We start from the raw sequence: 15,438 nt of genomic DNA, 5'->3' as shown, positions 1-15,438 counted from the left end.
GGCGAGGGCACATCAACGCGCATCTCGCCGTATTGCTCCGCATAATCAGCAGCGTCAGGCCACCGCCGAGATCGGGCGCGGGCTTACGACATATTCGCGCAGCACCTTGTCGTTGGCGTCGACCTCGATCAGCGCGACGTCGTAGGTCCAGAGATCGGCCAGATGCTGGAGCACGCGCTTGGCGTCGGTCTCGTTGAGCTGCGCGCCCTTGATGACATGGTGATGCAGGATCAGCCGCCGGTCGCCGGAGAGATCGACGTCGACCACCTCGATATTGGCGTCGATGTAGCCGACATCGTGCTGCCGTGCCAGCTCGCGCCGGACGCGGCGGAAGCCGCGCTCGTCGTGAATGGCGTCGACCCGGATGCCGGCGCGTTCCTCGGGATCGTCATGCAGGTGGAACATGCGAAGGTGGCGCATCAGCTTCGGGCTCAGGAACTGGGCGATAAAACTCTCGTCGCGGTAGTTGGCCCAGACGTCGCGCAGCACGCCCATCACGTCGTTCTTTCCGGCGATGTCCGGGAACCACTCGCGGTCCTCGTCTTCCGGCCGGGTGACGATGCGCTCGATGTCCTGCATCATGGCGAAGCCGAGCGCATAGGGGTTGAAGCCGGAAAAGCGCTGGTCGTCGAATTCGGGCTGGAACACGACGTTGGTGTGCGACTGCAGGAATTCGAGGAAATTGCCGTCGCTGATGCGGCCCTGCTGATGCAGCTTGGTCATGATGCGATAGTGGACGTAGGTCGCCGTCCCCTCGTTCATCACCTTGGTCTGGCTCTGCGGATAGAAATATTGCGCGATGTGGCGGACGATGCGCAACAGCTCGCGCTGCCAGGGCGCCAGCCGCGGCGCGCTCTTCTCGAGGAAATACAGCAGGTTCTCCTGCGGCAGGCCGAGCAGCTTGCGGCGGCGTTCGATGCTGAGCGCGGACCGGGTCTTGCTCTTTCCCGCCGGCACGGTGCGCCAGAGGTCGTTGAAGACCTCCTCCTCGTGCTGGCGGCGGCGCCCTGCCCGCTTCTCTTCGGCGCGGAGATCGAGCTTCTTCTTGCCGGGATAGCGGTCGATCCCATGCGACATCAGCGCATGTGCGGCGTCCAGCGTGCGCTCGACTTCGGTGCGGCCGTAGCGATCCTCGCAGCTCATCACATACTTCTTGGCGAAATCCAGATAGTCCAGGATGCCGTCGGCGTCGGTCCACTGCTTGAACAGATAGTTGTTCTTGAAGAAGTGGTTGTGCCCGAAGGCGGCGTGCGCGATCACCAGGGTCTGCATCGTCGCCGTGTTCTCCTCCATCAGATAGGAGATGCAGGGCGAGGAGTTGATCACGATCTCATAGGCAAGTCCCATCAGGCCCTTGCGGTATGAGGCCTCGTGATAGGCGAACTGCTTTCCGAACGACCAATGCTTGTAGAACAGCGGCATGCCGACGGACGAATAGGCATCCAGCATCTGTTCGGCGGTGATGACCTCGATCTGGTTCGGATAGACGTCGAGCCCGAGATCTTTCGTCGCCACCTCCTCGCAGGCATCCGTGATGCGCTGCAAGGTGTGAAAATCCCAATCGGCGCCTTCGAACAAGCGTTCCGTCATGGAGCGGCTTTCTCCTGGGCAGTGTCGCGGCGCTGGAACAGATCGTGGAACACCGGAAAAATCTCGCTGCGCTCGCTGACCTTGCGCATCGAGAGCGGCGCGCCGCTGTTGCGCAGGCGCTCGTAGAGGGTCCAGAGCGAGGAGTCGGACAGATCGAAGGCGCTGCCGCCAGACTCGCCGACCTCGAGATAGGCGAAGAACTGGCAGACCGGCAGGATCTTGTCGGTCAGCAGCATGCCCGCGAGCTCGCCGTCGGAATAGGAATTGTCGCCGTCGGAGGCTTGCGCGGCGTAGATATTCCAGTCCGACGGGCTGAAGCGTTCGCGCACGATCTCGTGCATCGCCTGCAGCGCGCTGGAGACCAGCGTGCCGCCGGAAGCCGGGCCGTAGAAGAAGGTCTGCTCGTCCACCTCCTCGGCACGATCGGTGTGGCGGATGAAGACGATGTCGACATGCTTGTAGCGACGCTTCAGGAAGACGTAGAGCAGCATGTAGAAGCGCTTGGCGAGATCCTTCATGTGCTCGGACATCGAGCCCGACACGTCCATCAGGCAGAACATCACGGCCTGGGCAACGGGCTTGGGCACCGTCTCGAAGCGGCGATAGCGGATGTCGAGCGGATCGATGAAGGGAATGCGCTTGGACTTCGCCTTCAGTTTTTCGAGCTGGGCCATCAGCACCAGACGCTCGTCCTCATCCGCGCAAGCGGCGATGGCGGATTCCAGCTCTTCGATCTCCTCCTTGCTGGGACGCTTGAGCGCGATACGGCGCGCCATTGCGCGCCGAACCGTCCGGCTCACCGAGATGTTGGATGGCGAGCCCGACGTGGTGTAGCCGGCGCGCTGGATGCCCTCGCTCTCGGTCTGCGCGATCTTGCGCTTGGCCAGATCGGGAAGTTCGAGATCATCGAGGAAGAGATCGACGAATTCGTCGCGGCTGAGCACGAAGCGGAAGGCGTCCTCGCTGTCGCCTTCGCCCGGACCGGAATCCTTGGCGCTGCCCTGGCCGGAGCGCTGGAGATAGTCGCCCTCGATGAACTTCTTGTTGCCCGGCAACACCATGTCGCGCGTTCCGCCGTCGCGGCGGAAACGCGGCTCGTGCATGCCGTCGAGCGGAATCGTGACCTCGCCACCCTCCAGGACGTCCTTGATGTCGCGTTCCTGCGAGGTCTTCTTGACGGCGCCCTGCACCAGGGATTTGGCCCGACGCAAGAACCGCTGCCGGTTCTCGAGACTCTTGCCGCCTGGATTCAGGCGCCTGTCAATAATGTGAATCGGCACTTTACCATCCGCCTCAACCGGCCTGCTTCACGCGCATGTACCATTCGACGAGCCGGCGAACCTGACGCTCGGTGTAGCCGCGCTCCACCATGCGTGCGACGAACTCGCCGTGCTTCTTCTCCGTCTCGCCGTCCTTCTTCGACCCGAAGGAGATGACCGGAAGCAGGTCCTCGACCTGGGAGAATATCCGCTTTTCGATCACATCGCGAATCTTCTCGTAGGAGATCCAGGTCGGATTCTTGCCACCGTTCTGGGCGCGCGACCGTAACGAGAATTTGACCACCTCGTTGCGGAAATCCTTCGGGTTGGCGATGCCCGCCGGCTTCTCGATCTTGGTCAATTCCTGGTTCAATAGTTCGCGATCAAGCAGCTGGCCGGTGTCGGCATCCTTGAAATCCTGGTCCTCGATCCAGGCATCGGCGTAGTCGACATAGCGGTCGAACAGGTTCTGGCCGTAATCCGAGTAGGATTCGAGATAAGCCTTCTGGATCTCGTTTCCGATGAACTCGGCATAACGCGGTGCAAGGTCCGCCTTGATGAATTCGAGGTAGCGCTTCTCGACTTCCTCGGGCAGCTGCTCGCGCTTGATCGATTGCTCCAGCGCGTACATCAGATGCACGGCGTCGGCGGCGACTTCCTGCGGATCGTGGTTGAAGGTCGCAGCCAGGATCTTGAAGGCAAAGCGGGTGGAGACACCGTCCATGCCCTCGTCGACGCCGGCGGCATCGCGATATTCCTGGACACTGCGCGCCTTCGGATCGGTCTCCTTCAGGCTCTCGCCGTCGTAAACCCTCATCTTGGCGTAGGTCGTGGAATTTTCGTGCTTCCGCAGCCGAGACATCACCGAGAACCGCGCCAGCGTCTCCAGCGTTGCGGGCGCGCAAGGCGCGGCCGCGAGCTCGGAGCCCTGGATCAGCTTCTCGTAGATCTTCTGCTCTTCCGTGATCCGCAGGCAATAAGGCACCTTGATCACGCAGATGCGGTCGATGAAGGCCTCGTTGTTCTTGTTGGCCTTGAAGCTCGACCACTCGGCTTCATTGGAGTGCGCGAGGATGACGCCGGTGAACGGAATAGCGCCGATGTTCTCGGTGCCGATGTAGTTGCCTTCCTGCGTCGCGGTGAGCAGCGGGTGCAGCATCTTGATCGGCGCCTTGAACATCTCGACGAACTCGAGCACGCCCTGGTTGGCGCGGTTGAGGCCGCCGGAATAGCTGTAGGCGTCGGGATCGTTCTGCGCGTAGGTTTCGAGCTTGCGGATGTCGACCTTGCCGACCAGCGAGGAGATGTCCTGGTTGTTCTCGTCACCCGGCTCGGTCTTGGCGATGCCGATCTGGCGCAGCCGCGACGGCTGGATCTTTGCGACCCGAAACTGGGAAATGTCGCCGCCAAAGGCTTCCAGCCGCTTGTAGCACCACGGGCTCATCAGGCCGGTGAGACGGCGGCGCGGAATGCCGTATTTCTCCTCCAGCATCGGGCCGAGCTGATCCGGATCGAACAGGCTGAGCGGGCTTTCGAACACGGGCGAGAGCTCGTCGCCGGCCTTGAGCACGTAGATCGGGTGCACTTCCATCAGCGACTTGAGCCGCTCGGCGAGCGAGGACTTGCCGCCGCCGACCGGACCGAGCAGATACAGGATCTGCTTGCGCTCTTCGAGGCCCTGAGCCGCATGACGGAAGAAACCGACGATGCGCTCGATGGTTTCTTCCATGCCGTAGAAGCCGGCGAAGGCGGGATAGGTGCGGATCGTGCGGTTCAAAAAAATACGGCCAAGGCGTGGGTCCTTGGCCGTGTCAATCGTCTGGGGCTCACCGATCGCTGCTAGCAGTCGTTCGGCCGCGTTCGCGTATTTCATGGGATCGCTTCGACACGATTCCAGATATTCCGCCATCGACATGTCGTGTTGGCTTCTCGCCTCGAACGACTTAGCGAAAGCGTTGAATAGAGAATCGTTGTACATGATCCCTCTCCGCGTGAGTTCCGCTACACAATTGAACGAAAGCAGCGACCGGACCGTTCCTTAGCGCCACTCTCGAATCAGCGTGAGCACATGACGATCATTCGACACCCGGGCGCCTTCTCGGCGCAACGCACAACGTAGGCACAGGGTGAGTTACGAACAGGCACCTGCCTGATATTTGAGCGAATCTTTGTCTATATTGGCTCATTTCCAGAAAATGTCACTCGCTCGCAACATCCGGGCGTTACCGGGGATGCGTTCATCCGGCGCCCCATCATAGCGATCTGCGAACGGCGATCTTATGACGCTTGTACGGCGAAGCCTTGGGTGCCGCGTTCATCTTCCTGCTGCAATGCGGTGCGTGGACCGCCGGCGGCGTGACAGTCGCGGCAAGCGCGCAGCAGTGTATCAAAATCGGTCGCCAGGCCCTCCGACTGGATGACGATGCGGTCGTTCTGCCGATCGCCCTGCGCACAACGGGCCAAGCCGCGGATGGTGCAGAGCTGCCGCTGCAAGGCCGGCGTCGGCGTCAGCACGATCACCTTGCGCCCGCGGCGTTCTTCAGCCGAAATCTCCGCGATCGAGTCCCACAGCAAAAATTCATTGCCGATGCGGAGATCGCGGATGCCATAGGGGGTGACGATCACCACCGATCCCCGTTCGGCGGGGAGCATCCAGATCAGCCGACCGGTCATCAGGGCGAACACCACCACGCCAGCAGAGCCGACCGTCGTGTCGTAATCGCCAAAAGCATCCCACCAGCCCAACGCGAGTGTCGCGCTGAGCAGCGTCATGGCGAAGCCTGCTACGACCAGCAGCCGCGTTTGGGTCGTACATGGACCGATTTCGAGATCGTGGGACGCATCGACGCTTCCGGTCGACGTGACCGATTGGGGACTGTCTGTGACAGCGAGCGCCAGACGGTCATGATGTGCTTGCATGCTTTCCCCCAGCATGGCCATTCGCGACCGAGCCACGATGCATCAGGCGGACCGGAATCCGCTGATGAGTACTCCGCGCAGCCACGAGCGACGAGCCGAGGCAGCTGACGTTACGCAACGCGGCCAGGCCGATTTCTCACGGCCAACGACCTTTTACGCAACTCGGCTCCCTCTACGCGGATCGCCATGATCGCGACGGAGTTACACTGGAGGATATGACGCCCATACCCTTGATTGGTTCCCTCAAGGAAGCATGTAAGCTAGAGGATAGCGCGTCAGGACCGGCGCGGAAACCCCTCGCCCGCAGGCTTGGAGATAAATTAGCATCATGAATCCCGTCAAAGAACTGGAAAAGCACGGACAAGCCGTCTGGCTGGACTTCCTGGCCCGCGGCTTCATCGCCAAAGGCGACCTGAAGCGGCTGATCGACACCGACGGCGTCAAGGGCGTCACCTCCAACCCCTCGATCTTCGAGAAAGCGATCGGCAGCTCGGACGAATACGACGCGCCGATCGGCAAGGCATTGAAGCGCGGCGATCGGTCGGTCGCCGACCTGTTCGAGGCCGTCGCGGTCGAGGACATCCAGAACGCCGCCGACGTGCTGCGCCCAGTCTACGACCGCCTCAAGGGCGGCGACGGCTATGTCAGCCTGGAAGTCTCGCCCTATCTGGCGATGGACACCGGTGAAACGGTCACCGAGGCACGGCGGCTCTGGAAGGACGTCAACCGCAAGAACCTGATGGTGAAGGTGCCGGCGACGCCGGACGGCCTGCCGGCGATCGAACAGCTCATCGGCGACGGAATCAGCATCAACATCACGCTGCTGTTCTCCAGGGACGTCTATCTGCAAGTCGCCGAGGCCTATCTCGCCGGTCTGGAGCAATACGTCGCAGGTGGCGGCGACCCCTCCCACGTGGCGAGCGTCGCGAGCTTCTTCGTCAGTCGCATCGACTCGGTGGTCGACAAGCAGCTCGACGAGAAGATCGCCCGCGCCAACGATCCGAGCGAGAAGGAACGGCTCGCCGCGCTGAAGGGCAAGGTCGCGATCGCCAATGCGAAGGTCGCCTACCAGGATTACAAGCGCCTGTTCTCGGGGCCGCGCTGGGAGAAGCTCGCGGCCAAGGGCGCCAAACCGCAGCGCATGCTGTGGGCCTCGACCGGTACCAAGAACAAGGACTATAGCGACGTCCTCTATGTCGAGGAATTGATCGGTCCCGACACCATCAACACCGTGCCGCCGGCGACACTGGATGCGTTCCGCGACCACGGCACGCCGCGCGACAGCCTGGAAGAGAATGTCGACGACGCCAGGCGCGTGCTGGAAGAGCTGGAGCGCTCCGGCGTCTCGCTCGACGCCATCACCGAGGAACTCGTAAAGGACGGCGTCAAGCAGTTTGCCGACGCCGCCGACAAGCTCTATGGCGCGGTCGCCCACAAGCGCGCCACCGTGCTCGGGCCCGCGATCGACCGCCAGCTTCTCTCGCTCGGCGACGGTCTCGGCAAGGCCGTGGCCAAGAGCACCGAGGAATGGCGCGCATCCGCCAAGATCCGCCGGCTTTGGCAGCGCGACAAGTCGGTCTGGACCGGCACCGACGAGGATAAATGGCTCGGCTGGCTCGACAGCGCCGCCAAGGCCGACGTGGCCGACTATGAGGATTATGCCGGCCGTGTGAAAGGCCAGAAATTCTCCGACGCCGTCGTGCTCGGCATGGGCGGATCAAGCCTCGGGCCGGAGGTGCTGGCCGAGACCTTCGGCAAGAAGCCCGGGTTCCCGAAGCTGCACGTGCTGGATTCCACCGACCCGGCACAGGTGCGGGCGATGGAGGCCAGGATCGACATCGCCAACACTGTGTTCATCGTCTCCAGCAAATCCGGCGGCACCACCGAACCGAATGCGATGAAGGATTATTTCCACGAGCGCGTCGCGCAGATGGTCGGGCCGAAGGTCAAGACCGGCCATCGCTTCATTGCGGTCACCGATCCCGGGTCGTCGCTGGAGAAGGCGGCGAAGACGCTGAACTACGCGCGCATCTTCCACGGCGAGCCCTCCATCGGAGGACGCTACTCGGTGCTCTCGCCGTTCGGGCTGGTGCCGGCGGCAACCGCAGGCATCGATATCAAGACCTTCGTCAAGCACGCGCTTGCGATGGCCCGCTCCTGCGGACCGGACGTGCCGCCAAGTGAGAACCCCGGCGTGCAGCTCGGTCTTGCCATGGGCCATGCAGCGCTCGAAGGTCGCGACAAGGTGACGATCCTGTCGTCGAAGAAGATCGCCGATTTCGGCGCCTGGGCCGAGCAGCTCATCGCGGAATCGACCGGCAAGGACGGCAAGGGCCTGATCCCGATCGATGGCGAGCCGCTGGGCGAGCCCGCGGTCTATGGCAATGACCGGCTCTTCATCGACATCCGTATCGAGGGTGAGGCGGACCCCGCCCATGACTCGCAGCTTGCTGCGATCGAAGCGGCCGGCCATCCCGTCGTGCGTATCGTGATGAAGTCGATCGACCATCTCGGCCAGGAGTTCTTCCGCTTCGAGATGGCAACGGCGGTCGCGGGCAGCATCCTTGGCATCAACCCGTTCGACCAGCCGGACGTGGAAGCGGCCAAGATCAAGACCCGAGAGCTCACCGCCTCGTTCGAAAAGACCGGCACGCTGCCGGCCGAACGGCCGGTTGTCAGCACCAATGAGGCCGATCTCTACACCGACGAGACCAATGCCGCGGCCCTGCGGGCCGCCGGCGCCAACGGCGACCTCACCTCATGGCTGAAGGCGCATCTGTCCCGCTCCAAACATGGCGACTATGTCGCCCTGCTCGGCTACATCGCCCGCGACAAGACGACGATCGACGCACTCCAGACCATGCGGCTCGAAGTGCGCGAGAAGCGACATGTCGCAACCTGCGCCGAGTTCGGCCCGCGTTTCCTGCACTCCACCGGGCAGGCCTACAAGGGCGGGCCCGACAGCGGCGTGTTCCTCCAGATCACCGCCGACGATGCCAGGGACTTGCCGGTGCCGGGCCAGAAGGCCAGCTTCGGCGTCATCAAGGCCGCGCAGGCGCGCGGCGACTTCGACGTGCTTACCGAGCGCGGCCGGCGCGCGCTGCGGGTCCACCTGAAGGGCGGGCTCAAGAAGGGTCTCGCGGCGCTCAATGCGGCGCTCAATGACGCACTGAACTAAGGGAATTTCTCAAATGCAACTCGGCATGATCGGCCTCGGCCGGATGGGCGGCAACATCGTTCGCCGCCTGATGCGCCAGGGACATTCGACCGTGGTCTACGACAAGGACGCCAAGGCCGTCGCGGGCCTTGCCGCAGACGGCGCGACAGGCTCGGCGACGCTCGAAGAGTTCATTGCGAAACTGGAGCGGCCGCGCACGGCCTGGGTGATGCTGCCGGCCGGCCACATCACCGAGACCACGATCGATACCATCGCGGGCGTGATGCAGGAAGGCGACGTGATCATCGACGGCGGCAACACGTTCTGGCAGGACGACGTCCGCCGCGGCAAGGCGCTGAAGGAGCGCGGCATCCACTATGTCGACGTCGGCACCTCCGGCGGCGTCTGGGGCCTCGACCGCGGCTATTGCATGATGATCGGCGGCGAGAAACAGGTGGTCGATCGGCTCGATCCGATCTTCGCCGCGCTCGCGCCCGGCGCCGGCGACATTCCACGCACGGAGGGACGTGAGGGGCGCGATCCCCGCATCGAGCAGGGCTACATCCATGCCGGTCCGGTTGGCGCCGGGCATTTCGTCAAGATGATCCACAACGGCATCGAATACGGCTTGATGCAGGCCTATGCCGAAGGTTTTGATATCCTCAAGAACGCCAACATCGAGGCCTTGCCGGCGGATCATCGTTACGATTTCGATCTCGCCGACATCGCCGAAGTGTGGCGGCGCGGCAGCGTGATCCCGTCCTGGCTGCTCGACCTTACCTCGACCGCGCTCGCGGATAGCCCTGCGCTGGCGGAGTATTCCGGTTTCGTCGAGGATTCCGGCGAAGGACGCTGGACCGTGAATGCCGCCATCGACGAGGCCGTGCCGGCCGAAGTCCTGACCGCGGCGCTGTTCGCACGTTTCCGTTCCCGCAAGGAACACACCTTCGCCGAGAAAATACTCTCAGCGATGCGAGCCGGCTTCGGCGGCCACAAGGAGCCGAAGCAGCCGGCTGCTTCGAAGCCCAAATAGCTCGAAGCGGAAGTAAAACGTAACAAGCGAAGGCCAATAGTTCGTGACAAAAGACCCGCAGCCAAAGCGCAAGCCGGAAAATTGCGCCTTCGTCATCTTTGGCGTGACCGGAGACCTCACCCATCGACTGGTGATGCCCTCGCTGTACAATCTGGCGGCCGAGAAAATGCTGCCGGAGAAATTCTGCGTCGTCGGCGTGGCCCGCAAGGGCCAGTCGGACGACGAATTGCGCGACAGCCTGATGAAAGGCCTCCGCGAGTTCGCGACGCGCCCCGTGGACGACGTCGTCGCCCGGCAGCTCCTGCAATGCGTCACCTTCGTCGAGGCCGACGCCAAGGACCCGCCGTCATTCGATCGCCTGCGCGCGCATCTCGATCAGCTGGAATGTTCGGAAGGTACCGGCGGCAACCGGCTGTTCTACCTTGCGACCCCGCCGGCCGCATTCGCGCCGACGGCGCGCGAGCTCGGCCGCACCGGCATGATGAAGGAGAACGGCGCGTGGCGGCGGCTGGTGATCGAAAAGCCGTTCGGCACCGATCTTGCGTCGGCGCGCGCGCTGAACACCGAACTCCTGAAGATCATGGACGAGCACCAGATCTACCGGATCGATCACTATCTCGGCAAGGAGACGGTGCAGAACATCCTGGTGCTGCGCTTTGCCAACGGCATGTTCGAGCCGATCTGGAATCGCAACCATATCGACCACATCCAGATCACGGTGGAGGAAAAGCTCGGCGTCGGCCATCGCGGCGGCTTTTACGACGCCACCGGCGCGCTGCGCGACATGGTGCCGAACCATCTGTTTCAGCTGATGTCGCTGGTCGCGATGGAGCCGCCGGCGCGTTTCGACGCCCATTCCGTGCGCTCCGAGAAGGCCGAGATTCTGACCTCGATTCAGCGCCCGAGCGAAGAGGAAGCGCTGAAGAGCTCGGTGCGCGCCCAATATCTCTCGGGGCGAATCGGCGACGATGAGATCCCGGACTATCGCAAGACCGAGGACGTCAAACCCGGCAGCACCACCGAGACCTATGTCGCGCTGAAGCTGATGATCGACAATTGGCGCTGGGCCGGCGTGCCGTTCTATTTGCGCACCGGCAAGGCGCTCGGCCACAAGCGCACCGAGGTCGCGATCAAGTTCAAGCAGGCACCGTTGTCGATGTTCTCAGGCACGGCTGTCGATCGCCTCTCCCAGAACTTCCTCACGATCGGCATCGCGCCGACCGAGACCATCGAGCTCCAGTTCAACGCCAAGATCCCGGGGCCGAGCGTCACCATCGACGGCGTCGAGATGAAGTTCCGCTATGGCGACTATTTCCGGGCCGATCCCTCGACCGGCTACGAGACGCTGATCTACGACTGCATGATCGGCGACAACATCCTGTTCCAGCGCGCCGACGGCATCGAGGCCGGATGGCAGGCGGTGCAGCCGTTCCTGGACGCCTGGAAGAACGCGGGCAGCAACGGCATCGAGACCTATCAAGCCGGCAGCGACGGCCCCGCCTGCGCCGATGAATTGCTCCGCCGCGACGGCCGAAGCTGGCGTAAGTTTTCGTGACGGCTGCGGGACAGCCGAAGCTGATCGTCGAGGCCGACGCCGAGGCTCTCGCGCGGGCCGCGGCCGAGCGGGTGATGGCGCGAATCGCGGCCAATCCAGGGCGCATCGCGATATGCCTGACCGGCGGCTCCAGCCCGAAGAAGCTCTACCAGCTTTTGGGCAGCGAGGTCTGGCGCGAAAAAATCCCGTGGGAGCGCGTGCACTGGTTCATCGGTGACGAGCGCTTCGTGCCCGAAAGCGATCCCCTCAACAACATGGCGGTCGCGCGCGCGACCTTTCTCGATCGCAACGCGCCCTCCGGCCATGTTCACCCGATCCCGACGACGGCTGACACCCCCGATCAGAGCGCCGAGGCCTATGCGCGCGAGCTGCAGGCTTTCTACGGCGCGGAAAGCCCGGACCCGGCACGGCCGATGTTCGACATGGTCTTGATGGGCGCAGGTCCCGACGGCCACACTGCTTCGCTGTTCCCGGGCTATCCTGCGATCGAGGAGACCGAGCGCTGGGTGGTCGGCGTCCCCAAGGCCAATGTTGCCCCCTTCGTGCCGCGGGTCTCGCTCACCCTGCCCACGCTGGCGTCCTGCCGCGAAATGCTGTTCGAGATAGCGGGGCACGACAAGCAGCCGATCTTGACGCGCCTGCTCAATGGCGAGACTCTGCCGGCCGTACGCGCGCGCTCGAATGGCGAGACCGTCTGGCTGGTCGACCAGGCCGCGCTTCCGGGGGGAATTCGTGACGGGCGTTGAAGCACCTTGTGCATTGATCGTGATGGGCGTGTCGGGCTCGGGCAAGAGCACGGTTGCAAAAGCGTTGGGCGAGCGCCTCGGCTGGCGATTCGAGGACGGAGACAGCTTTCATCCCGCCAGCAATGTCGAGAAGATGCGGGCCGGCCATCCCCTCACCGACGAGGATCGCTGGCCCTGGCTCAACGCCATCGCCGACGAGATCGCGCGGGTCTGTGACAAGGGCGAGCACGTGATCATCGCCTGCTCGGCGCTAAAGCATACTTATCGGGATGTGCTGCTGCGCGGACGCGACGACGTCCGCTTCGTCTTCCTAAGGGGCACGAAGGAGCTGATCGCCGCCCGCCTCGCGCAACGCAAGGGGCACTTCATGCCGCCCGGCCTGCTGACGAGCCAATTCAACACGCTGGAGCCGCCGGAGGCTGGCGAGCACGTGATCACCGTCTCGATCGACGAATCCGTGGAAGCGATCGTGGACGGCGCGGTGCGGCAGTTGAAACTGGGCGGCGCGAAACGCTGAGGCCAAACACCCAAGAAACACCCAAGGGACCGTCATGACAAAAATCTCGCTCGTCGTCTCCGACGTCGACGGTACGCTGCTGACCAAGGACAAGACGCTGACCGACCGCGCGAGGTCAGCGGTGCAGCGTCTGCACCAGGCCGGCATCGGTTTCACGATTACGTCGAGCCGCCCCGCGATCGGCATGCGCTTCCTGATCGAGCCGCTGGCGCTCTGGCTGCCGGTCGGCCCGTTCAACGGCTCCTCGATCGTCGACCCCGAGATGAATCCGGTCGAGCAGCATCTCATCCCCGCCGGCGCGGCCGAGCGAAGCTTGCAAATTCTCCGGGACTTCGGCGCCGACATCTGGCTGTTCACCACCGACAAATGGCTGATCGACAGGCCTGATGGCCAATACGTCGCTCACGAGCAGCATACGATCCGCTCCGATCCGACCATCGTCACGGATTTCTCGCCGTATCTCGCCAGCGCCTGCAAGATCGTCGGCGCCAGCGCCGATGCGGCGGGCCTCGAGCGTTGCGAGAAGGCGATGCAGAAGGCGCTCGGCAGCGAGGCGACGGCAGTGCGTTCGCAAACCTACTACCTCGACATCACCCCACCCGGCTTCGACAAGGGCACATTCGTGCAAGCCATGGCCAAGCGCCTCGGCATTTCAACCGACGCGGTCGCCACCATCGGCGACATGCAGAACGATCTCGCCATGTTCCGCGTCAGCGGCACCTCGATCGCCATGGGCAACGCCGCCGACAACGTCAAGGAGCAGGCGACCCACGTCACCGCGACCAACGAGCAGGACGGTTTTGCGGAGGCGATGGAGATGATCTTGAAGCGGAACGGGGTCGCCTAGGTCACTACTTCGACCGCTGCATCGCGGGCTTCTCGCTGCCCTGCCTTGCCGCCGACAGATTATGCGCGGTGTTGACCAGCGCGATATGCGTCAGCGCCTGCGGGAAATTGCCGGTCTGACGCTTGGCGCCTGAATCATATTCCTCGGCCAGCAGCCCGACATCATTCGCGATACCGACCACGCGATCGAACAGGATCTGCGCCTTGTCGAGATCGCCCGCCAGCACATGGGCATCGGCCAGCCACAGGCTGCAGGCGAGGAAGGCGCCTTCGAGCGGCGGTTGCCCCGCAGGCAGCTCGCGGGGATCGTGCCGCAGCACGAAGCCATCGCGCAGCATGTGGTTTTCGACCGCCGCGAGGGTGCCGCGAATGCGCGGATCCGACGCTTCCAGGAAGCCGACGGCCGGCAGCAGCAGCACGCTGGCATCGAGCAGCTTCGAGCCGTAGGACTCCACGAAGGCATTCTCCTCCACGTCGAAGCCCCTGTTGCAGACGTCGCGATGAATGGCGTCGCGCAAGGTGCGCCAGTGCAGCAGGGGCGCCTTGAAGTCGAAGGTCTCGGCGCTCTTGATGCCGCGGTCGAAGGCGACCCAGGTCATCACCTTGGAGAAGACGTAGTGCTTCGGCTCTCCGCGCCGCTCCCAGATGCCATGATCAGGCTGGTCCCAGACTTCGGCGAGGTGCTTGAGCACGGCGCATTCCAGCGCCCAGCTCTCGTCATCGAGCTTGAGCTTGGCCATCCGCGATTGGTGGAAGGCGTCGATCAGTTCGCCGTAGACGTCGAGCTGGAGCTGCGCATGCGCGGCATTGCCGACGCGCACCGGCTGCGCGCCCTCGTAGCCGTCGAGCCAACCGGCTTCCCATTCCAGCAGCCGCCGCTGCCCCCAGATGCCGTACATGATCTGCATGTTCGACGGTGAGCCTGCCGCCGCACGCAACAGCCAATTGTGCCAAGCCGAGGCTTCCTCGGTGTAACCCGAGTTCATCAGCGCCAGCAGCGTGAAGGTGGCGTCACGCAGCCAGCAGAAGCGGTAGTCCCAATTCCTGGCGCCGCCAAGCTTCTCCGGCAACGAGGTGGTCGGCGCCGCGACGATGCCGCCGGTCGGACCGAAGGTCAGCGCCTTGAGTGTGATCAGCGAGCGCACGATCAGGTCGCGATAGTCGCCATCGCGATTGCAGTGGCTGCACCAGTCCTGCCAGAATTTTTCCGTCTCCTGAAGCGCGAGCTCCGGGTCGATCGGCGGGGGTGGCTCGAGATGCGAGGGGCCGTAGGTCAGCACGAACGGCACGGTCTCGCCGGCCTTCACTTCGAAATCGGAAACCGTGGTCAGATCCTCGCCGCGGGTCTGCGCCGGCGTCCGCAGCACGGTCATGTCCTGCCCGGCGACCGCCAGCAGGGAATGGTCGATCCGCCGCACCCACGGGATGTCGACTCCGAAGCCGAAGCGGATGACGAGCTCCATCCGCATCTTGACCGTGCCGCTGACTCCGCGGACCAGCCGCACGATGTCGGAGGCCTTGCCGCGCGGCGGCATGAAGTCGATCAGCGCAACGGTGCCGCTCTTCGTCTCGAAGCGCGTTTCGAGGATGAGGGTGTCGCCGAGATAGCGGCGCGACGTCGCGGTGGCGTCCTCGCCCGGCGCGATCAGCCAGCGGCCGTTCTTGTGCGTGCCGAGGAGCGCGGCAAAGCAGGCATCGGAATCGAAGGCCGGCCAGCACAGCCAGTCGATCGAGCCGTTGCGGCCGACCAGCGCCGCGGTCTCGCAGTCGCCGATCAGCGCATAGTCCTCGATTTTCTGAGACAATGTCGTGCGAG

11 protein-coding genes are annotated in these 15,438 nt (G+C 63.7%); 6 read left to right on the top strand and 5 right to left on the bottom strand.

Features of this window, described 5'->3' with window-relative positions:
- Positions 1 to 54: 54 nt before the first annotated feature.
- The 4 genes from IVB40_RS05770 to IVB40_RS05755 all read right to left on the bottom strand — a co-directional run bounded on the left by IVB40_RS05770 (position 55) and on the right by IVB40_RS05755 (position 5,789).
- Positions 55 to 1,590 carry a SpoVR family protein gene (locus IVB40_RS05770; protein WP_247401472.1) on the bottom strand — a complete coding sequence of 512 codons (1,536 nt, stop codon included), beginning with the start codon at positions 1,588 to 1,590 and terminating at the stop codon, positions 55 to 57.
- Complete coding sequence (locus IVB40_RS05765) at positions 1,587 to 2,864, bottom strand: YeaH/YhbH family protein (RefSeq protein ID WP_179950138.1); 1,278 nt, start codon at positions 2,862 to 2,864, stop codon at positions 1,587 to 1,589. The genes IVB40_RS05770 and IVB40_RS05765 overlap by 4 nt, the downstream gene beginning before the upstream one ends.
- Positions 2,865 to 2,883: 19 nt before the next feature.
- On the bottom strand, positions 2,884 to 4,827 hold the full coding sequence (locus tag IVB40_RS05760) for a PrkA family serine protein kinase (RefSeq protein ID WP_007595704.1): 1,944 nt from the start codon (positions 4,825 to 4,827) through the stop codon (positions 2,884 to 2,886).
- Between the two features lie 299 nt (positions 4,828 to 5,126).
- Positions 5,127 to 5,789: a hypothetical protein gene (locus IVB40_RS05755; protein ID WP_247818320.1), complete on the bottom strand. Its 663-nt coding sequence runs from the start codon at positions 5,787 to 5,789 to the stop codon at positions 5,127 to 5,129.
- Positions 5,790 to 6,096: 307 nt separating this feature from the next.
- On the opposite strand from IVB40_RS05755, the gene IVB40_RS05750 reads away from it, so the two are divergent.
- From IVB40_RS05750 to IVB40_RS05725, 6 genes are read left to right on the top strand one after another with little or no spacing between them, the layout of a single operon-like run.
- Positions 6,097 to 8,946, top strand: a complete 2,850-nt coding sequence (locus tag IVB40_RS05750; protein WP_247818319.1) for a bifunctional transaldolase/phosoglucose isomerase — start codon at positions 6,097 to 6,099, stop codon at positions 8,944 to 8,946.
- Between the two features lie 13 nt (positions 8,947 to 8,959).
- A complete protein-coding gene (gnd, locus tag IVB40_RS05745; RefSeq protein ID WP_247818318.1) occupies positions 8,960 to 9,958 on the top strand; it encodes a phosphogluconate dehydrogenase (NAD(+)-dependent, decarboxylating) in 999 nt (332 codons plus the stop codon).
- 43 nt (positions 9,959 to 10,001) lie between these two features.
- On the top strand, positions 10,002 to 11,513 hold the full coding sequence (gene zwf / locus IVB40_RS05740) for a glucose-6-phosphate dehydrogenase (protein WP_247818317.1): 1,512 nt from the start codon (positions 10,002 to 10,004) through the stop codon (positions 11,511 to 11,513).
- Complete coding sequence (pgl, locus tag IVB40_RS05735; RefSeq protein ID WP_247818316.1) at positions 11,510 to 12,259, top strand: 6-phosphogluconolactonase; 750 nt, start codon at positions 11,510 to 11,512, stop codon at positions 12,257 to 12,259. The genes zwf and pgl overlap by 4 nt, the downstream gene beginning before the upstream one ends.
- On the top strand, positions 12,246 to 12,776 hold the full coding sequence (locus tag IVB40_RS05730; RefSeq protein WP_007595717.1) for a gluconokinase: 531 nt from the start codon (positions 12,246 to 12,248) through the stop codon (positions 12,774 to 12,776). Before pgl ends, IVB40_RS05730 begins: the two co-directional genes overlap by 14 nt.
- Before the next feature lie 34 nt (positions 12,777 to 12,810).
- Complete coding sequence (locus IVB40_RS05725) at positions 12,811 to 13,623, top strand: HAD family hydrolase (RefSeq protein ID WP_247358456.1); 813 nt, start codon at positions 12,811 to 12,813, stop codon at positions 13,621 to 13,623.
- A gap of 4 nt (positions 13,624 to 13,627) precedes the next feature.
- Here the strand turns inward: IVB40_RS05725 and IVB40_RS05720 are convergent, their stop codons facing one another.
- Positions 13,628 to 15,427, bottom strand: a complete 1,800-nt coding sequence (locus tag IVB40_RS05720) for a glycoside hydrolase family 15 protein (protein WP_247818315.1) — start codon at positions 15,425 to 15,427, stop codon at positions 13,628 to 13,630.
- Positions 15,428 to 15,438 lie beyond the last annotated feature (11 nt).

The sequence above is a fragment of the Bradyrhizobium sp. 40 genome (assembly GCF_023100925.1).
GTDB lineage: Bacteria > Pseudomonadota > Alphaproteobacteria > Rhizobiales > Xanthobacteraceae > Bradyrhizobium.
The sequence above is the reverse complement of the archived record's forward strand: the minus strand, read 5'-3'. Positions and strand labels throughout refer to the sequence as shown.